The organism is Actinoplanes sp. NPDC049118 (genome assembly GCF_040648555.1).
Taxonomy (GTDB): Bacteria; Actinomycetota; Actinomycetes; order Mycobacteriales; family Micromonosporaceae; genus Actinoplanes.
Genome location: NZ_JBEZDY010000021.1, coordinates 154,119 through 171,673 on the forward strand (window position 1 = coordinate 154,119; position 17,555 = coordinate 171,673).

At 71.6% G+C, this 17,555-nt stretch carries 18 protein-coding genes and 1 tRNA gene; 7 read left to right on the top strand and 12 right to left on the bottom strand.

Features of this window, described 5'->3' with window-relative positions:
• The 4 genes from AB0B58_RS29925 (at position 1) to AB0B58_RS29940 (ending at position 4,320) form a co-directional block, all read left to right on the top strand.
• Positions 1-201: a hypothetical protein gene (locus tag AB0B58_RS29925; protein WP_360230309.1), complete on the top strand. Its 201-nt coding sequence runs from the start codon at positions 1-3 to the stop codon at positions 199-201.
• Positions 202-428: 227 nt separating this feature from the next.
• Positions 429-2,147, top strand: a complete 1,719-nt coding sequence (locus AB0B58_RS29930) for a putative Ig domain-containing protein (protein WP_360230311.1) — start codon at positions 429-431, stop codon at positions 2,145-2,147.
• Positions 2,147-2,791 (top strand): prepilin-type N-terminal cleavage/methylation domain-containing protein, encoded by a 645-nt coding sequence (locus AB0B58_RS29935; RefSeq protein WP_360230313.1) that lies wholly within the window; start codon positions 2,147-2,149, stop codon positions 2,789-2,791. Before AB0B58_RS29930 ends, AB0B58_RS29935 begins: the two co-directional genes overlap by 1 nt.
• Entirely contained in the window at positions 2,764-4,320 is a 1,557-nt protein-coding gene (locus AB0B58_RS29940; protein ID WP_360230315.1) for an RICIN domain-containing protein, read from the top strand. The genes AB0B58_RS29935 and AB0B58_RS29940 overlap by 28 nt, the downstream gene beginning before the upstream one ends.
• 43 nt (positions 4,321-4,363) lie before the next feature.
• Here AB0B58_RS29940 and AB0B58_RS29945 read toward each other — a convergent pair whose 3' ends face one another.
• Positions 4,364-5,665 (bottom strand): PQQ-binding-like beta-propeller repeat protein, encoded by a 1,302-nt coding sequence (locus AB0B58_RS29945; protein WP_360230317.1) that lies wholly within the window; start codon positions 5,663-5,665, stop codon positions 4,364-4,366.
• A gap of 74 nt (positions 5,666-5,739) precedes the next feature.
• Between AB0B58_RS29945 and AB0B58_RS29950 the strand changes: the two genes are divergently transcribed.
• On the top strand, positions 5,740-6,387 hold the full coding sequence (locus tag AB0B58_RS29950; protein ID WP_360230319.1) for a GntR family transcriptional regulator: 648 nt from the start codon (positions 5,740-5,742) through the stop codon (positions 6,385-6,387).
• Between the two features lie 12 nt (positions 6,388-6,399).
• Here AB0B58_RS29950 and AB0B58_RS29955 read toward each other — a convergent pair whose 3' ends face one another.
• Positions 6,400-7,305: an LLM class flavin-dependent oxidoreductase gene (locus AB0B58_RS29955; RefSeq protein ID WP_360230321.1), complete on the bottom strand. Its 906-nt coding sequence runs from the start codon at positions 7,303-7,305 to the stop codon at positions 6,400-6,402.
• Positions 7,306-7,446: 141 nt separating this feature from the next.
• Between AB0B58_RS29955 and AB0B58_RS29960 the strand changes: the two genes are divergently transcribed.
• Positions 7,447-8,406 carry a helix-turn-helix domain-containing protein gene (locus AB0B58_RS29960; protein WP_360230323.1) on the top strand — a complete coding sequence of 320 codons (960 nt, stop codon included), beginning with the start codon at positions 7,447-7,449 and terminating at the stop codon, positions 8,404-8,406.
• On the opposite strand, the gene AB0B58_RS29965 is transcribed toward AB0B58_RS29960, so the two are convergent.
• The 7 genes from AB0B58_RS29965 to AB0B58_RS29995 form a co-directional block, all read right to left on the bottom strand.
• Complete coding sequence (locus AB0B58_RS29965; RefSeq protein ID WP_360230325.1) at positions 8,407-9,105, bottom strand: hypothetical protein; 699 nt, start codon at positions 9,103-9,105, stop codon at positions 8,407-8,409. It abuts the gene before it with no gap.
• Between the two features lie 14 nt (positions 9,106-9,119).
• Positions 9,120-9,431, bottom strand: coding sequence for a type VII secretion target (locus tag AB0B58_RS29970; protein ID WP_360230327.1), 312 nt, complete (start codon positions 9,429-9,431; stop codon positions 9,120-9,122).
• A 7-nt stretch (positions 9,432-9,438) separates the two neighbouring features.
• Complete coding sequence (locus tag AB0B58_RS29975) at positions 9,439-9,867, bottom strand: YbaB/EbfC family nucleoid-associated protein (protein WP_360230329.1); 429 nt, start codon at positions 9,865-9,867, stop codon at positions 9,439-9,441.
• Between the two features lie 91 nt (positions 9,868-9,958).
• The gene (locus AB0B58_RS29980) at positions 9,959-10,318 is read right to left on the bottom strand and encodes a hypothetical protein (protein WP_360230331.1); all 360 of its coding nucleotides are present in this window, start codon (positions 10,316-10,318) and stop codon (positions 9,959-9,961) included.
• A gap of 4 nt (positions 10,319-10,322) precedes the next feature.
• On the bottom strand, positions 10,323-11,063 hold the full coding sequence (locus AB0B58_RS29985) for a hypothetical protein (protein WP_360230333.1): 741 nt from the start codon (positions 11,061-11,063) through the stop codon (positions 10,323-10,325).
• Positions 11,064-11,160: 97 nt separating this feature from the next.
• Positions 11,161-11,233: transfer RNA gene (locus AB0B58_RS29990), tRNA-Ala, on the bottom strand.
• Positions 11,234-11,306: 73 nt separating this feature from the next.
• Positions 11,307-11,864, bottom strand: a complete 558-nt coding sequence (locus AB0B58_RS29995; RefSeq protein ID WP_360230335.1) for a YqgE/AlgH family protein — start codon at positions 11,862-11,864, stop codon at positions 11,307-11,309.
• Between the two features lie 125 nt (positions 11,865-11,989).
• Between AB0B58_RS29995 and AB0B58_RS30000 the strand changes: the two genes are divergently transcribed.
• The gene (locus AB0B58_RS30000; protein ID WP_360230337.1) at positions 11,990-12,796 is read left to right on the top strand and encodes an S-methyl-5'-thioadenosine phosphorylase; all 807 of its coding nucleotides are present in this window, start codon (positions 11,990-11,992) and stop codon (positions 12,794-12,796) included.
• A gap of 103 nt (positions 12,797-12,899) precedes the next feature.
• On the opposite strand, the gene AB0B58_RS30005 is transcribed toward AB0B58_RS30000, so the two are convergent.
• The 3 genes from AB0B58_RS30005 to AB0B58_RS30015 all read right to left on the bottom strand — a co-directional run bounded on the left by AB0B58_RS30005 (position 12,900) and on the right by AB0B58_RS30015 (position 17,334).
• Positions 12,900-13,925 (bottom strand): lipase, encoded by a 1,026-nt coding sequence (locus AB0B58_RS30005; protein WP_360230339.1) that lies wholly within the window; start codon positions 13,923-13,925, stop codon positions 12,900-12,902.
• 139 nt (positions 13,926-14,064) lie between these two features.
• The gene (locus AB0B58_RS30010; protein ID WP_360230341.1) at positions 14,065-16,128 is read right to left on the bottom strand and encodes a GGDEF domain-containing protein; all 2,064 of its coding nucleotides are present in this window, start codon (positions 16,126-16,128) and stop codon (positions 14,065-14,067) included.
• 345 nt (positions 16,129-16,473) lie between these two features.
• Entirely contained in the window at positions 16,474-17,334 is an 861-nt protein-coding gene (locus AB0B58_RS30015) for a hypothetical protein (protein ID WP_360230343.1), read from the bottom strand.
• Positions 17,335-17,555 lie beyond the last annotated feature (221 nt).

Below are 17,555 nucleotides of genomic sequence, written 5' to 3' on the forward strand. Positions count from 1 at the left end.
GTGGAGGACGTCGAGGGCGCCATGCAGACGCCGGACGGCGCCTGGCGGGTGGAGATCGTGCGGCGCGGTCGGACCCGGTGGTACCGGATCGTGCACGGCGACGACGTTCTCGACTGGCTGTCGATCGCGGCGGTCGAGCGGATCCTCGACGAGGCCGGCGTCGACCGGCGGCTGCTGGCTGAGGTCGGCCCCGCGGCGTGAGCCGCGGGTTCACCCCGCGGCGGCGCCGCCGTGACCTCGGCCACACACGCTGAGCGCACGAGCGGAAGCCCGCCGCGGCCATGCGACACAGGTCACACCCGGCGCAGATCGTGCTCAAGTCCGGTCCGGCCCGGCCGATGAGTCGCACGAGACATCGGGATCGCCGCACGGCCTCGATGCCACCCCTGGGACGGAGGAACATGCCAGCCGGTCGAAACCGCGTCAGCTTGCGACCCAGGGTTCGCCGGTCGTCTCATCTGAAGCCGTCCGCCGCGGGCGACGGCGGCTTCACGCTGATCGAGGTGCTGGTCGCCCTCGCCGTCATCACCATGGTCATGACCGCGGCCACGCCGTTCATCATCAAGTCCGTGATCGTGGTCGCCGAGCAACGCTCGCAGCAGACAGCTGTGCAGCTCGCCAGCGACGCGGTGGAGCGGGTACGCGCGATCAAGCCGGAATTCCTGCTGAAGGGGCGAAGCCAGCAGAAGACCGACGACCAGTGGAGTGCGGCGCCCGACAAGGTGAAGCCCGAGCTGGCCAAGATGGAGAAGGCCTGGGATCCGGCCGCCTTGGCGACGTCGGGACCGCAGGCGGGCCTGCCCACCGACCCGGTGACGGTTTCGTCGGCTGGTCTGTCCTTCGACCAGCGCTGGTACGTGGGTAGATGCTGGCAGAAGCCCGTGTCCTCGGCGCAGCCGGGCACGGCAGTGGACTGCAAGCCGACGCCCACCATCGGATACGCGACATACATCCGCGTCGTGGTGTCGGTGACCTGGACGGGACGGGGCTGCGCCGCCTCGTGCGTCGAGGTCACGTCGACCCTCGCCAGCACCGGTGCCGACCCGTCGTTCGAAGTCAACTCGCAGCCTCCCGTGATCACCGGCCCCGCCTCCGCCTTCGCGTACGTTGGCGAGGAGGTTGACGAGAACGAGGGCGTTGACCTGCAGATGCTGAGCGAGGGCGGGGCACCCGGCCCGCTCGCCTGGTCCGTCGTGGACTCCTCGAAGCTGCCACAGGGGCTGACCCTCGTGCCCGAGTCCGGCCAGTTCACGGGCACGCCCGAGGTAGCCGGCTCGTACCAGATCCCGGTAAAGGTGACAGACAGTGCGGACGAGTCCGACACGTTCACCCTGCCCATGATCGTCTACCCCGAGGTGACGATCACCGTGCCCGGCGACCAGACCAACCAGGTCGGCAACAGCGTGTCCCGGGCCAACACGGCAGCCGGCGGCAAGTCGCCATACACCTGGGCGGCGCAGGACCTGCCGGCCGGGCTGTCGATCAACTCGACGACCGGGGTCATCTCGGGCACCACCACGGCACCAGGGGCGCACTTCGTCCAGGTCACCGTCGCGGACGCCAACGACAGGACGGCGGAGGGGACGATCTCCTGGATCGTCGGGACCCCGCCGCCGGGAGGCACGCTGAAGGCGAGCCCGCTGACCCCGAAGAGCGTCAAGCTGAACACGAGCGTCAACGTCACCATGACCGCATTCGGTGGCACGACGCCGTACGCCTGGGCGGCGCAGGACCTTCCGCCCGGCCTGTCGATCAACTCCTCCACCGGCGCGATGACGGGCAAGCCCACCACCTGCACCCGTTACGTGACCAACGTGACCGTCACCGACAAGAACGGCGAGAAGGCGACCACCGAGGTCATCTGGCAGATGAGGAACTGCGGCAACGCGAGGGTGACCTCGCCGAGCCCGACCAATCCGGACCAGACCACCGTGCTCGACGCCGTGGTGAACCTGAACGCCAAGACCAACATGTCGAACAACCCTTCGCCGCGCTGGAACGCCACCGGGCTGCCGCCGGGACTGACGATGACCGTCAGCGGCGCGGTGACCGGAAGCCCGACGAAGAGGGGCACCTACCCGGTGACTCTCACCGTGACGAACGGGAGCAAGACGTCCGTGCTGATGTTCACCTGGACCGTGAAGTGATGCGCCGGATCGCCGACGAGGCGGCGCCGCAGCGCGACGACGCGGGTCTCTCGCTCATCGAGTTGATGGTGACGATGGGTGTCATGAGCATCGTCATGCTGGTGTTCACCACGGGAATCGTCCAGGTGTACTGGGCGAACCGCCGAACGGAGACCGTGTCTGTGGCGCAGTCCCAGCTGCACATGGCGTTCCAGCGGTTCGATCGGGAGCTGCGCTACGCATCGTCGATCAGCCTGCCGAACGATGTCGCCATCGGCACGCGCTACTACGTGGAGTTCGCCGAGGCCGACCCCACCAAGTGCGTACGCCTGCGCCTGGACACGCACGGCCAGGCGGGTGCGGGGATCCTGCAGCTCATCCGGTGGAATCTGGGCACACCCCCGACCGCGACCAGCCCCTGGACGACGGTCGCCTCGAACCTCGACGTGGGTTCGGACAAGCCCTTCGCAAGGCAGGACGTCGGGGAGAAACCCTACGCGACGGCCACGGTCGGGCAGGACTTCATGACCGCCTTCCAGCGGCTCCGGATCAGGCTGACGACGAAGGTCGCGGACGCCGTCACGACGGTGGACACCACCTTCACCGCCGTGAACTCCGCGAAGGCGATAACCAACGGATGCATGAGCGATTGGGCGAGGGCATGAGGTTCGCACGCCGGCCTGGACCGGGCCACAGTGACATCACCGACCGCGGCTCGATGCCGATGGCGATGCTCGTGACGACGGTCGTCATGTCGCTGGGTGCCGTCATGGTCCCCGTCCTGGTCCGACAGGCCGACAACACCACCACGGTCTCCGTGCGCAGCAGCGCGATCGAGGCGTCCCAGACCGGCATGGACGCGGCGGTCGGCCAGATCCGCGCGGCCGCCGGCGACTTCAAGAAGCTGCCGCCGTGCGAGCTGGACGGCGGCACCGACGACCGCTACCACGTATCGATCAAGTACTACGCCCCGGTCGCCGGGGTGACCGCGGATCTGGGCTGCCCGCCGACCGGCATTCCGGCGACGGCCCGGCTGACCGTCACCGGCACCGGCAGTTCGGCGCCGGGCGGGGACAACACCCGCACGTTGGAGGCGACCTACACCTTCAAGACGACGAACGAGAACATCAACGGCGGCAACATCCGCCTGGACCAGCCGACGAGCCCGTACCTGTGCATGGACTCCGGCGGCACCCGCCGGCCCGCCGCCGGGACGCCCGTCAAGGTGGAGGAGTGCGAGCGCAAGCTCGACGGCGACGGCAAGCTGGTCTACACCATCACCAGCGACCAGCGGTTCGCCTACACCCCCGACCTCAACATCAAGCTGGTCAAGTCGGAGAGCTCGACGGCCCCGGACGGGATGTGCCTCGACGCACCGATGCCCCGCAATGCCAACAACGCCGTGACGTTCCAGCCGTGCCTGGGCCGGGTCGCCCGCCAGCAGTGGAGCCTGGACAACAGCTCGAACTTCCGCAGCACGTCGGACGGCGTCAATCTGGACAGCTACTGCCTCACCCTCAAGGACGCGGACGCCGGGAAGGCCGGCAGCGCGATCGTGATCGGCGGCTGCGGCGGCGGCTCCAACCAGCGGGTGTGGCGGCCGCAGGCCGCCGTCGGCGCGGGCATGGCCTCGTCCGCCACCGGCCAGCTGATCAACTACAAGCAGTTCAGCCGCTGCCTCGACGTCACCAACCACGACGTGAACATGTCGTACATGATCGTGTGGTTCTGCAAGCAGGCGCCCAACGGCGACGTCTCGTGGAACCAGCGGTGGACCCTGCCGCCGCTGGCCATCGCGCAGGCCACCCCGGTGGCGGAGCGGATCCGCACGACCGGCACCAGCAGCCCCGGCGTCTGCCTGCGCAGCCCACGATCCACCGCCTCGAACAAGTACGTGACGGTGACGTCGTGCCCCGACAAGCCGGCGTTGCCGGGCGAGGACCCGAACCTGGCCGCCGACCTGCGCTGGAAGATGTACGGCGACACCGGCGTGTACGCCACCAGTTACACCGTCGTCGACGTCGACGGACGCTGCCTCACGCCGACCGACCTGACGGTGTCGAGCCCCGACACCCACCCCGACGGCACGGCGAAGACGAGGGTCGCCACCTGCGACGGCAGCCTGCTGCAGAAGTGGAACGCTCCGGCGAACCTGACCAACCCGGACCCCCTAACCAACACCATCGAGAAGTAGTGACGCCGGCCCCGCCCACCGCGGCGGGGCCGCTCGATGCGGCTCAGGGAATCCGCCAGACCGTCGTCGGCCCGGCGGAGGTCGGGCAGGCCAGGTACGGCGCCAGCACGGTGCAGCCGTACGGCGCGGCCGTGTCCAGCGCGCCGACGGTGTGCACCGCGCCGTCCCCGGCGGCCGGGTCGGCGACGTTGACCCAGGTCCGTCCGAGGATCTCGGTGTCGGCGCGCAGCTCGAGGCCGCCGGTCACGTGGGTGTGGCCCAGCCGGCGCAGCACGGCGCCGGTGCGGGCGTCGAGGATCACCGAAACGGGGTCCTCCTGCCGGTCGTAGGCGAGCAGCGTGCCGTCGCCCAGCGGCGAGGCGTTGCTCCAGGCCGGTTCGGACCAGCGCACCGCCCCGTCGCCCGGGTCGAGGCCGCTCACCCGGGCGGTGTCGGAGACGCAGAGGACCGGACCGCAGTCGTTCACGTAGCCGGCCGGCCCACCCACCGTCCGCCACCGCTCGGTCAGCTGCGGCAGCCCGAACGCCGTCAGCGAGACGCGCCCGTCGTCGCCGCGCGACAGGTACAGCCGGTCGCCGGCGACGGTGATGTCGGCGAAGTCGGTGAGGAAGTCGTCGTCCAGCTCGGTCGGCAACCGCACGCCCAGGTCCCCCTCGCCCAGCACGCTCCCGTCGGCGAAGCTCAGCGTGGTGACGTGGCCGTCGACGCCGACGAGCACGATCCGGTCCGGGTCGTCCTCGAAGAGGTCGTCGTTGCGGACCTCGCTCTCCCGTTCGATCGCCCGGCTCCAGATCGTCGCCCCGGTGCGGGCGGAGGCGAGCCGCAACTCCGTACCCCCGTCCTCGGTGTCCGCCCGCAGGAGCACGCGGCCGCCGCTGAGGGTGACCACCGACGTGTTCGGCGAGTTCAGGCGCCAGAGGACACTGCCGTCGTCCGCGTCGAGGAACGACACCCGCGGCTCGGCGCCGGAGCGGGCCAGCAGGATTCCACCGTCGAGCATCAGGTTCTGCACGTTCTGCGACAGCGGTGTCGCCCACAACTGCTCGCCGCCGGGGAGCGCGAAGCGGCGTACCCCGGACTCGCTGTTCGGGTTCTGGCCGAACGTGGCCGTGTAGAGGGCGTCCGGGCCAAGGGTGAAGGCCGCGGCGGCGGTGCCGCCGGCGGCCAGGACCGGCCGCATGGTCCGGGGCGGCGCGGCGGCCGCGGCAAGCGTCAGCAGGGCCGCGACCAGGACACCGAGCAGGAGAATGGGGCGCGGCACGGCGGCGAGCGGCCGCGGCGATCCGGCCTCGGCCGGCGCGCGCGGCGCCGCATCGAGATCGATGAGGGGTACGGCGCCGGCCACGCGCCAAGCATGCCCCGCGTGACCCGGACAGGGTACGGTTCGTACCCGACCATCACTGTGGGTAGGCTGCCGGTATGTCCTACACGGTCCCGCCGACCCGAACGGCGGCGGTCGTCCGCCAGCTGCGTAACGAGATCGTCACCGGTGAGCTCCCTCCCGGAACGTTGATCAAGGACGCCGAGCTCGCGGGCCGCCTCGGGGTCAGCATCACGCCGGTGCGTGAGGCGATCGCCCAACTGTCGGTCGAGGGCCTGATCGACATAGCCCCGAACCGCACCCGGCACGTCACGAAGGTGACCCAGCAGAACGCGCTCGAGCTGATCGACGTGATGCGGGTGCTGGCCTGCGCCGGCTTCGAATGGGGCGTCGGCAACCTGACGGAGACCCACGTCGACCTGATGCGCCAGCGCCAGAAGGAGTTCGTGGAGGGTCTGCGCACGGGCAATGTGCTGGCGGCCGGCGAGGCCGGCGCGGACTTCAGCACCATCGTGATACAGGCGAGCGGCAACCGCGAGCTGCAGGCGATGCTCGACCTGGTGGTGGCCCGCACGACCCGCATCCTGGCCGGCTCGGCGGACAGCCTCTGGCAGATCTGGGTCAACGGCCACGACGACATCCTGAAGCTGCTCGACGCCGGCAACACGGTCGGCGCGCTGGAGCGGTACCGCCAGATCTATGTGGACTACCGCGCCGAGGTCGAGCGCGCGCTCCTCGACGACTGACGGCGCCCGGCCCTACAGCTCGGCCAGGCGCGGCAGCAGCGAGGCGAGCGCTTCGAGCGCGGGCCGGCGTACGGCGTAGCGGGTGATCCCCCACCGCTCGCGGTGCGACCGCACCGCCGCGACGATCTCGTCCGCGGTGCCCACGAGCACGAACGGCACCGCCTGCAGCTCGGTCTCGCTCATCCCGAGCTCCACCGCGTGCTCGGCGAGCGCGGCACCCGCGTCGTCGGTGATCTCGACCTGCTGCACCAGCGCCTCCAGCGTCGCGTCACCGCCGTCGCGCGCCAGCTGCACCTGCGCGTCGACGTCGGACAGCCGCCAGCGGGCCTCGTGCCGGTGCCCGTCGGCCAGCGTACGGCCGAAGCCGGTCAGGCCGACGGTGTCCGCGTGCTCGCCCGCCCAGCGCAGCAGCCGCGAGTTCGCCGTGCCGACGGTCAGCGGGATCCGTTCCTGCACCGGCCGCGGCTTGGTGAGCTCGGCCGCGAACATGGTCAGCTCCGGGGTGCCGGCGGTGACCTTCTCGCCGGCCAGCAGGGCCATCGTGGCCTCCGCGACGGCGATGCAGCGGGCGACGCGACCCCGCACGTCCGGCCGGTTGCGGCCGACCGCGTCCCACTCGGCGGGCGTGTGCCCGGCGCCCAGGCCCAGCATCGCCCGGCCGCCGGACACCACGTCCAGCGTCGCGACGTCCGAGGCCAGCAGGATCGGCTCACGGACGGCGGCGTTCGAGACGTACGAGCCGAGCCGGATGCGCGTGGTGACGGCGGCGGCCGCCGCCAGCGCGACGAACGGCGAGGCGCAGGAGCCGGGATGGTCGGCCGCGGACAGGGTGTCGAAGCCGGCCGCCTCCGCGCGACGGGCCAGGTCCAGCCAGTCGGCGGCGTCGGTCGGCTGGGCTTGAAGCGCGAAGTCGGCCATTTCGCGATTCTGGTCCCGCCCGCCGCGGCGCGCCGACCCCGGCGACCGCGTTTCGCTGTCGGCGTACCCGCCACGGCTGCCGGATGTCCAGGCCGTGCTTTACCGGAACGGAGCGGCCCGGTACGCACTAGCCTCGTCAGCATGAAGGACCTCGCCCTGCGGCTGGCCGCGATCGACGCCGACGCCGGCGCCGCGCTGCGGGTGATCTCGTATTACGACGCCCTGGCCGAGTCGCGGGCGGGCCTGCAGCCGATCGTGCGGGGCGCGGCGATCCTGGCGGACTGCCCGGCCCGGCTGCTGGACCCGGCCCGCCGGGTCCGGATCCGGGTGACGCGGGCGGGACGGGCGGAATGGCGGACCGAGGCCCCTGACCCGCTCTGGATGTCGATCGCGGTGGGCACCGCGACGCTGTGGCTGGAGCGGCCGGGCCCCGCCGGCCCGGTCGAGGCGATGATCCTCGAACGGGCGGCGGGCGCGGCGCGGACGGTCCTGGACCGGACCCGCGGCCGCTCGGCCGCGGCGGACCCGGCCTCGGCCGAGCTGATCGTGGACGCGGGCGCTCCCGCCGACGTACGCGTTCGGGCGGCCCGCCGCCTGGGCCTGGTCGACACGGGGTACGTGATCGCGCTCGACTACGAGATCCGGGTGCTGTCCGGGCCGCTGCCGCCGCTGTCCGGGCGTGCCGGCGTCGGACCGGTGACGCCGCTGCCGGACCTGCCGGCCTCCTGTGCGGCGGCCCGGGTGGCGCTGCGCTTCGCGGCCGACGGCACCGACGAGGACCCCGGGCCGCGGGTGGTGCACGCCGCGGAGCTGGGCGGCCTTGCGCTGCTGGCGGCCGCCGGCGACCAGTCGGCGCTGCCGGACGTGAAGGCGCTGGGACATGCGGCGTCCGCGGCGCCCTGGATGCTGGCGACACTGCACGCGGTCGCCTCGACGAGCAGCCTGCGGGCCGCGGCGACGATGCTCCAGGTGCATCATTCGACGCTGCAGGACCGCATCACGCACGCGGAACACCTGCTGAGCTGGAACGTCCGCGAGCCGCAGGGCCGGCTGCGGCTGCAACTGGCCCTGGCGCTGCGCCGCCTGCAGCGCCACCCCTGACTATCCCTGTAGGAGCCGGGTGAGGTTGGTGAGGCTGCTGACCAGGGCGCTCGTGTAGCCGATGATCCGGCCGGCCCACTTCACCACCGCGGACGCGATCTGCGCCGCCACCACCGGGATCGTCACCACCAGCAGCGACTCCGCCGCCCACACGATCACCCGGGCCACCAGGTCGGCGATCAGGTCGCGCACCAGATCACGGGTGAACGAGACCAGATTGCCCGCCGCCTGCGTCGCCGAGGACATCGTCGCCGCCAGCGCACCCAGGCCGTCGACCGCCTCGACGTTGTTCGCCATCAGGCCCTGGTACGCCGCCGCGGCCGGGCCCTGCCAATCGGGCAGATCCGAGGCGAGGCACGACCGCAGATCGGCGGCCATCGCCTGCAGCGCACCGGCCATGTTGTTCCACGTCGCGGCGTGCGCGGCAACGGCGTCCGGGATGCCGGCCAGCTGATCGAGCATCTCGCGGAGCGGCTCGAAGTACTCCATCGCCCAGCCCAGGCCGTTGGACAGCAGCGCGCTGAACGGGTCTAGCACGGTCGCCGTGGCCTCGAGCGCCAGCGACCCGCCGGCGAGAGCCTGATCGACCCAGCCGCCGCCGTCGACCGCCTGATGCAGGCCCTGGAAGCTGTCGACCAGCGACACCCCGGTCCAAGCCGTACGCGTGAAAACCTCGGCGACCAGGGAATCGTCGGTCATCGCGGTGCCCGCCCTCAGACCCGCCCGGCGCGGCGGACCCGCTCCGCGGCCGCCTCGTCGACCCGGTCGTAGTCCCGGCCCGCGCCGATCAGTGCATCCGCCGCCAGCCGCAGGTTCTCCTCCACGTACGTGATCAGCTCGTCCTGCGTGGCATGCCGGCCCTGCAGAATGCCGGAGATCCACCCGCACAGCAGCCCGTAGGCGGCGGCGTCGGATGCGATGGCGGCGCTGGCGGCCTTCACCGCCCCGAACCGCCGCTGCACCGCGTCGACCTTGGCCACGTGCGCGCGCAGCTGCCGCACGTCAACGGAGAACTCGTCCGCCACCGCAGCGTCACCCCTCCAAGCCGTGCTTGGCACCGCCCGCGTCCGGGCCGCGTAACTGCTCGGCCATGCGCTCGGCGATCGCCCGCGCCGCCACCGACTCGCCGCCCATGATGTCCAGGACGATCTGACGGGACCGGTCGGCGGCGTTCGACCGGGCCTCGCGAACCGCGCTCATCACCGCCCGCGAGACGACGTCCGGCTGGGCATGCTGGATCCGTTCGCTGAACCGGATGTCCACCAGGGCCCCGGTGGAATCGATCGTGACCTCGGCGATCGCGTTCGCGTCCTCGGCGGTGACCCGCAGCTGCCCGAGGCGCTCGCTCACGGCCTTCGCGTCGACGGCCATCCGGTCGACGCGGCCCTTCCAGCCCCGCAGATACTCCCTCGCCCCGTCCGGGTCGAGGATGCCGCCCTCATCGGACAACCCGGCAGCCATCCACCGCCTCCAGACCCACGAAGGAGCACCGAGAACTGGCTGGACTCTACCAACGCGGCGCTCGGCGGGCCCGGTTCGCCGGGGTCGGCCGCTACCGCTCCACCTCGTCGATCACCTCGCGGAGGAGCTGGGCGAGGTCGCCGAGAAACCGTGCCGCCCCGGCGTCCGACGGATCGTCGAGCACCCAGTTCGCCTCCCACCCGACCAGACGCGCCAGCGTGCCAGGAGACGACGGCGGCTCGGCCAGGAGAGACTCGATGGCGGCCAGGTCCTGGTGAAGCCCCAGAGTGCTGACGCGTCCCACCAGGTATAGGTCCTCGCGAACCTCCTCAAGACCATCGGAGTCCGTCACGTGGTCGCGGAGAAACTCGCGAACAGCCTCGATCGGCGAGCGTGCGGCAAGCGCTTCCATACGCGCGCGGATCGGTTCGGGGAGGCGGGACGTCTCCATGGGCCTACAGTAGTCCGGCCGGGTATGCGGTGATGACGAACGGCTGCGGCGGATCCGAGCCGGGTACGAGCCGGATGCGGACCACCACGAGGCTGGTCGCCGTGTACTGCGAGTCGCGCGGTCCGCTGCCGTACATTCCGGTGTTGTAGTAGCCCTCACCAGTACGGTGTCCGGCGTCGAAGCCACCACCGTGCCGGCCACGGAGCGCCAGGTCGCTGCGAATCTGCTCCCAGTTCCGCCGGACGTAGTCGTTGACCGCGCGGTTCATGGTCGAGGGATCGGTCCACCGGAACGACCAGTTCTCCGGACGGTTCCACGGCGGATCACCGTAGATCCGGCCCTCGACCGTCCGGGTGCTCGGATCCCGGGACAACGGAACGCCCGGGCCGTGCCGCTCCTCGGTATGCGCACCGTGGCCACTGTGTGCGGTGTCGTTGGCCGCGATGTTGAACCTCGGGGGCTCGGCGCCGAGTCGGTCGTAGCGATCCATGATCTCGCGCAGCGCGACATCGTCGGCGTGTGCGGCCGGCCCCGGAGGACCGTTGCCGGCACCACCGCCATGACCCGCACCCGAGCCGGGCCGGCCCGCCCGCGCGACCCCGGCGACGGTCTCCTGCGCCCGCGCCACGCTCGTGGCCCCGCGCGGCGTCAGCGAGGATCCGCCGTCGTCCGGCCCGCGCCGGCCGGGCGGCGTTCCGCTGTCGCCGGCCCCTCCGCCGTGGGGTGCCCTGGGTCGACCCGTCACCGCCCTGCCCGTTCGCAGCCGTGCCCGCAGGCGGCAGAGTCTAACAAGCGCCGGCACGACAAAAAGGCCCGGCCGATGGCCGAGCCTTCATCAAGGGTGGAGCTGAGGGGACTCGAACCCCTGACCCCCACACTGCCAGTGTGGTGCGCTACCAGCTGCGCCACAGCCCCTTGCCGTCCCCGGGACTCCCCGGGCACTCACGGAATATTACACACCGCCCGACCCCCTCGTGCGGAGGCCCCTTCAGTTCAGCGAGACGTCGGGCGGGAAGTGCGCCACCGCCGCCAGGATGTCGCCCTGCCTCCTGAGCACCATCGCCCACAGGTCGTCCGGCCTGTTCACGAACGGGTCACCCGGCAGGGCGTCGAACACGAACCACGAGCCGGCGGCGATCTCGTCCTCCAGCTGACCCGGCGACCACCCCGAGTATCCGGCGAACACCCGGATCCCCGCGACGCTTTCCCGCAGCCGGTCGGGGTCCGCCGAAAGGTCGACGGTGCCCAGCGCTCCCGACACCTGGTGGAAGCCCGACACCCGCTTCGTCACCTGGGGCCGGGTCCGGGCCAGGCAGATCGCCGACTCGGGCTGGACCGGGCCGCCCTCGAAGAGCACCGCCGGGTCACCCGCCAGCTCACCCCAGTTCCCGAGAACGTCGGCGACCGGCACCTCGGTGGCCCGGTTCAGCACCACCCCGAGCGCCCCACCCGTCTCGTGTGCGACCAGCAGCACCACGGTGCGGTCGAAGTTCGGGTCCTTCAGGGTCGGGGTCGCGACCAGTAGTTGACCGGTCATCGACTCCATAGACCGACCTCCGATGCGCTGCTCTTCACTGAACACGGCAGCCCACCCTTTGTCGCGAGAGGCCCTCGGTCAACGCCATGCATCGCACATTAGCCTGGGTTTCAGGCCACCGATAAGGTCTGCGCATGAACGAGCGACCCCTAGAGGCGGACATCGGCGTCATCGGTGGATCGGGGCTCTACGCGCTCCTCGACGGCGCGACCGAGCATCAGGTGTCCACGCCCTACGGTCCGCCCTCGGATCCGATCACCGTCGCCGAGGTCGGCGGGCGCCGTGTGGCGTTCCTGCCGCGGCACGGTCGCGATCATCGTTTCCCCCCGCACAGGATCCCCTACCGGGCCAATCTGTGGGCGCTGCGCTCGCTCGGGGTACGGCAGATCATCGCGCCCTGCGCGGTCGGCGGCCTGCTTCCGGAGCTCGGCCCGGGCACCTTCGTCGTCCCCGACCAGCTCATCGACCGTACGAACGGCCGCGAACAGACGTTCTACGACTCGGGCGCGGTGCACGTCTCGTTCGCCGACCCGTACTGTCCCGACGGCCGGCAGGCGGTCCTTCGGGCTGGCGAGGAGCTCAGCCCGGTGGACGGCGGCACGATGGTCGTCGTCGAGGGGCCGCGGTTCTCCACCCGGGCGGAGTCGCGCTGGTTCACCTCGATCGGCGGCACCATCGTCAACATGACGGGGCATCCGGAGGCCGTTCTCGCCCGGGAGCTCGCGCTCTGCTACACCTCGATCGCGCTCGTGACGGATCTGGACGCGGGCGTCGAAAGCGGTCACGGTGTCACCCAGGAGGAGGTCTTCAGGGTGTTCCACGAGAACACCACGAGGCTCCGGCGGGTCCTGCTCGACGCCGTGCGCCTGCTGCCCACCGAGCGCACCTGCGCCTGCGGGAATGCCCTCGACGGGATCAAGCTCCCGCACGACCTGCCCTGAGGGTGCCCTCCCCCGTCGCGACGGGGGAGGGCTGCGCGCTTACGCCCGCCTCAAAGCCGCCGGACGCCCGCCCGGCGGGCACACAATGGACGCGTCTCCGCGTTCACCGCCCCGGACAGGCGGCGGTGGCGTAGCAGCGCAGGGGCGGCTCGGCCGGCAGGATGGCGGCGGCGGCCGTGGAGGCGGCGGTCTGCGCCAGCGCGGCGGAGGCGTTGGACAGGAAGGTCAGCGGGTTGACCGCGGGCATCAGCGGCCGGCCGCAGGTGGCGGTGCTGGTCCGGTACAGGTTCGCCGGGCCCGGGTGGGTGAGGGCGTCCATGCCCAGCAGCCAGGCGGCGTTGTCGTAGGCCATGCCGAAGTGCTCGACGGTCTCGAACCGGCACAGCTCCTGCACGGCGATGTTGCTGACGTTGCCCGCCGGCGGGAGCGAGGACGAGCCGTTCGAGTCGAGATTCGGGACCACGACCTCGTCGTGGCGGGTGTAGATCTGGGTGTAGCTGATGCCCGGCCAGGTCTGCGGGCCCTGATTGAGCGCGGTGAGGAAGTTCGAGCCGGTGCGCTGCTGCCAGTTCGCCGCCGTGCAGGTCGGGGTGGCCGCGCACTGGGCGGCGAACACGGTGGTGCCGTGGTTGGACGCCGCGAGGGAGACGTAGTCGTCGACCATGCCGCGGGTGTCCGGCCAGTATTTCAGCGCCCAGCGGCCGATCATGCCGCCCTGGCTGTGCCCGAGCAGGTCGATGCGGGAGCCGGTGGCGGCGTACAGGGTGCGGATGCCGTTGACGACGTACTCGGCCGCGACCTGGATGTCGCTGTTGCCGCTGTCGGGCAGGTCGACGTCGCAGTGTGCCCGCAGCTCGCCGTCGAAGGCGCGGTCCCAGTTCCAGGAGAAGTTGGCGCGGGAGTTCGAGGTGGTGCCGTGGATGAGAAGCACCGGGGTACGGCCTGCGCGGGCGCTGGCGGCCGGGTCGCCGGTGCAGTGCAGGGAGGACGCGAGCCGGGCCGCCGGCTCGGAGAGCGGCGGACCCGACCGGGCGGCGGCCGGGGCGGCGAACACGGCCACGGGTACGAGGAGGGCGACGGCAGCGAGCAGCGCGCGGACGCCCAGCGGCCGGGGAGCGAGCAGAAGCATGGTGCGGGCGGGCTCCTCGTCGACTGGGCTACCGGCTACTCGCGGATGGAACGAGCCATTCGTCGCGCGGTGACGCAGCCGCGACCGGGCCGGCCTTGCCGCCGGACGGATTACGCTCTGAGCGAACACGCCGGGCGGCCTACGCGGCGAGCAGGCCCTCACCGGGTGCGGACGGACGGCGGCTGCGCCCCCGCCCGCGGGCCAGCTTCTGCCGGTACAGCTCCGCGTCGGCGTGCGTGTACAGCTCGTCGAGGTCGGCACCGTGGCGGCCGAGGATGCCGGCGCCGATGCTGACGTCGATGCGTTCCGCCAGCGCGTCCGCGAGGGCGTCGGCGACGTCGGTGGTCTGCTCGGCGGCGTGCGAGGCGAGCAGGACGATGAACTCGTCACCGCCGAGGCGGCCCACCACGTCGTGCGGGTGCAACCGCTCCTTGAGCGTGGCACCCACCCAGCACAGCAGTTCGTCGCCCGCCGCGTGGCCCTCGGAGTCGTTGACCTCCTTGAACCCGTCGAGGTCGAGGATGAGCATCGACACGTCGCGGCGGGTACGCCGAGCGTGTGCCAGCTCGGCGTAGGAGCGTTCCATGAAGCCACGCCGGTTGAGGCACTGGGTCAGCACGTCGACCCGGGAGAGCTCGCGCAGCTGGCGGCGCTGGGCCGCGGCGATGCGGCCCCGGCCGGCGAAGGCCAGGGACACGACCAGCGCGCCGCCGAGGTGTGCGACCACGTACCAGGGCGTGGAGACGCCGACGAACACCGCGATGGCCAGATAGCAGGCCGCCGTCAGGGGCAGCAGGGTACGGCCCACCTGCGGGGTGACCAGGGCGACCAGCGGCATCGCGGTGAGCATGCCGAAGCCGAGTGCGCCCTCGACGCCGCCGTCGAGGCAGATCACGGCCACGCAGAGGCCGAACTGCACCACGCTGACCACCATCATGATCTTGCCGACGGCCAGGTTCCGGTTCAGCCAGCCCGAGGCCGAGAGGGTGGCCAGCCCCGCGACGCAGGAGACCACGAGCAGCGCGGTCATCAGCCAGCGATGCGGGTGGGCGGTGGCGGACAGCGCGAGGTAGCACAGCGCGATGCCGGAGGTGAAGATGCTGACCCGCCCCGAGTCGGTGATCGCGCGCCGGCGACGCTCGTGCCGGGCGACCGTTGCCGACTTGCGCCGCGGGCCGTCCCCGCGGGCGCCGGCGACGGCGGCCGCCGCCGGCACCTGCCGGTCGTGCTCCGCCTTGTCGTGGTAGACGCGCTGGTCGGCGAGCTCCCTGAGCGCCGCCGGGGTGCTCGCCTCGCTCGGGTAGCAGGCGTACCCGATGCCGGCCGCGGCCACGCCCCGCAGTGCGGCGTGCATGCGCTCGAGCACCACGGGTACGCCCTCAGCGTCGATGCCGCCGAGCACCGCGGCGAACTCGTCGCCGCCGACGCGGCCCACGGCGTCGTGGGTGCGCAGCTGGTCGGCGAGGGTACGCCCGGTCCACGCCAGCAGGTCGTCGCCGGCCTGGTGGCCGTACCTGTCGTTGATCTCCTTGAACCCGTCCAGGTCGACGAGGAGCAGGACCGCGCCGGCGCCGGTGCGGTCCGCCTCGGCGAGCTCGGCCGTCATGCGCTCCTCGAAGCCGCGGCGGTTGAGGCAGCCGGTCAGCGGATCGATCCGCGACAGGTCGCTGAGGCGGCGCTTGAGCGACACCATCGCCGCGGAGTACCGCATGGTCAGCGCCGAGATGCCCGCGACGTGAACGGTGTAGATCAGCGCGTAGCCGAGCTGATCGGTGCCGCCGAACAGCGCGGTCCCCCAGTATCCGGCCGCGCCGAGTGCCGCGACGACCAGGAACGGGCGTACCGGCATGCCGACCGCCAGAAGGATGATCAGGAGCGGCAGCAGGGCGCCGAGGGGGCTGTTCACGCCGCCGTCGAGCAGGCCCAGGGCGGTGAATCCGGCGGCGTTGAGGATGAGCCCGAACATCTGTACGGAGGCGCGGTGCCGCGAGCGTTCGACGGAGCCCGCGCGGATGACGGCAACGCCGGCGAGCAGCAGCATCGCCGCGCAGACCGCCGCCATGGCCGGGCGGTGCCCGGCCGACCAGGTGGTGGCGAGGTAGGGCAGGCAGGCGAGCGGCGTGAGCATGCTGAGCGCCGCCCCGGCCCGTACGGTGCGCAGGCGGCGGCGCGGCAAGCCGCTGCGCCACGACGCCGTCGTCATGCTCACCATCTCCCCGCTGGGGTCTATTCGTTTGCGACCTACTCATCGGTAACGCCGGGTTGCGACTGAATGACCTTGAGGGAGCAGAGCGGGAGCATCGCCCGCGGCGCGCGCTCGGCCAGGACGGCGATTCGACCCCATCACCCCGGGCCCGCGGGCCTCGCAGATCGGCCATGACGGCACGATCGGGCCGGAAAGACCCACGCCACGCGCGAAGGCTCGGCTCGGAGCGGCATGACGAGTGGCCCGGCCGTGAAGATCCGCGGCGCTTCCCGCTGGCAGAGAACGCTCAGCTACTCGTGACGGTATTGATCCCTAACCTTGCCGGCCGGGTAGGGCGTGATGTCAGTTGGTGCGGGCGAGCACGATGCGGCGCAGCTGCCGGATGCCGCGCTCGAAGTCCTCCAGGTCGGCAGGGCTGACGTCCGGCAGCGCGGCGAAGATCGCGGCGGCATCGTCGATGGCCTCGAGAACCGTGGTGGCCTCATCGTCCTCCGGCCCGTCCACGGCGCCGCTCGCACGCTGCGGAGCCCACGGACTACCTCCCGGGTCCTCGGTGAGCATGTCGCTGAACATCAGGTACTCCGCGTCATCCGGCGTGACCCGCAACTCGCTCGCCCAGGCGTAGGTCATGCCCAGATAGCGGTCGTAGTCACCGACGCGCCAGTCGAGCCGTACCTGATAGTCGGCATGCCGGCGCAACCACCGCTGAACCAGCCGGTCGAGAATCAGAGCCGGCGGCGCGTCAGGGCCGTTGCAGAAGTAGAGGTACTTGGTGGCGAAGGCGACGCCGAGGTACCGCAGCCGGTGCTCCCTCAGCCAGGCGAACGCCGTCGCACCACCGTCGCGGCGGACGACCTGCGCCGCCTCGCGCAGGACCCCGGGCGCCTGCGGGTTCTCCCGCAGCACCCGCGCCGCACGGAAGGCACCATATCCGGCGGGCCCGTACCCCCAGGCCATCGCGGCAATGAACGCCTGCTCCGCCTGCGCCTCGCCGTCGGCCGCGCCGGCTCCCCACTCCGCAACGGTCGTGCGGTCCAGCCTGTCCGGCAGCGACGCCAGCAGCTCGCGATGCTCCGGAATGGTGACCTGCCACGTGGACCGGTTCCACCGCATGGCTTCCTGGCCCTGCCGGCCGCCGCTGTCCCAGCGGAGAAAAGCCTCCCGCAACTGGTTGGGGATCGCAGGCACCGTATCGCTCGGCATAGCCGCCATGCTGCCACCCGCAGGGGCCGACGATCCCACGACACGAACCCTCCGCTGTCACGGGTTGAGAACCCTCGCGTGGAGTTGCTGACCCCCGCCGCAGGGGTTGAAGGACGGGGCCGCGACTAAGGGCGCGTCTCATTTGGTGATCTTCTGGAGTCGGCGGTAGCTGAGCAGGGCGCAGGCGATGTCGACGAAGCCTTGGAAGTGTTCGGCTTTGC

What these genes read in the sequence shown, in the direction of transcription:
- AB0B58_RS29935 (WP_360230313.1), top strand. Translation starts at nt 2,147, where the DNA reads ATGCGCCGGATCGCCGACGAGGCGGCGCCGCAGCGCGACGACGCGGGT.
- AB0B58_RS29940 (WP_360230315.1), top strand. Translation starts at nt 2,764, where the DNA reads ATGCATGAGCGATTGGGCGAGGGCATGAGGTTCGCACGCCGGCCTGGA.
- AB0B58_RS29950 (WP_360230319.1), top strand. Translation starts at nt 5,740, where the DNA reads ATGTCCTACACGGTCCCGCCGACCCGAACGGCGGCGGTCGTCCGCCAG.
- AB0B58_RS29955 (WP_360230321.1), bottom strand. Translation starts at nt 7,305, where the DNA reads ATGGCCGACTTCGCGCTTCAAGCCCAGCCGACCGACGCCGCCGACTGG.
- AB0B58_RS29960 (WP_360230323.1), top strand. Translation starts at nt 7,447, where the DNA reads ATGAAGGACCTCGCCCTGCGGCTGGCCGCGATCGACGCCGACGCCGGC.
- AB0B58_RS29965 (WP_360230325.1), bottom strand. Translation starts at nt 9,105, where the DNA reads ATGACCGACGATTCCCTGGTCGCCGAGGTTTTCACGCGTACGGCTTGG.
- AB0B58_RS29975 (WP_360230329.1), bottom strand. Translation starts at nt 9,867, where the DNA reads ATGGCTGCCGGGTTGTCCGATGAGGGCGGCATCCTCGACCCGGACGGG.
- AB0B58_RS29980 (WP_360230331.1), bottom strand. Translation starts at nt 10,318, where the DNA reads ATGGAGACGTCCCGCCTCCCCGAACCGATCCGCGCGCGTATGGAAGCG.
- AB0B58_RS29995 (WP_360230335.1), bottom strand. Translation starts at nt 11,864, where the DNA reads ATGGAGTCGATGACCGGTCAACTACTGGTCGCGACCCCGACCCTGAAG.
- AB0B58_RS30000 (WP_360230337.1), top strand. Translation starts at nt 11,990, where the DNA reads ATGAACGAGCGACCCCTAGAGGCGGACATCGGCGTCATCGGTGGATCG.
- AB0B58_RS30005 (WP_360230339.1), bottom strand. Translation starts at nt 13,925, where the DNA reads ATGCTTCTGCTCGCTCCCCGGCCGCTGGGCGTCCGCGCGCTGCTCGCT.
- AB0B58_RS30010 (WP_360230341.1), bottom strand. Translation starts at nt 16,128, where the DNA reads ATGACGACGGCGTCGTGGCGCAGCGGCTTGCCGCGCCGCCGCCTGCGC.
- AB0B58_RS30015 (WP_360230343.1), bottom strand. Translation starts at nt 17,334, where the DNA reads ATGCCGAGCGATACGGTGCCTGCGATCCCCAACCAGTTGCGGGAGGCT.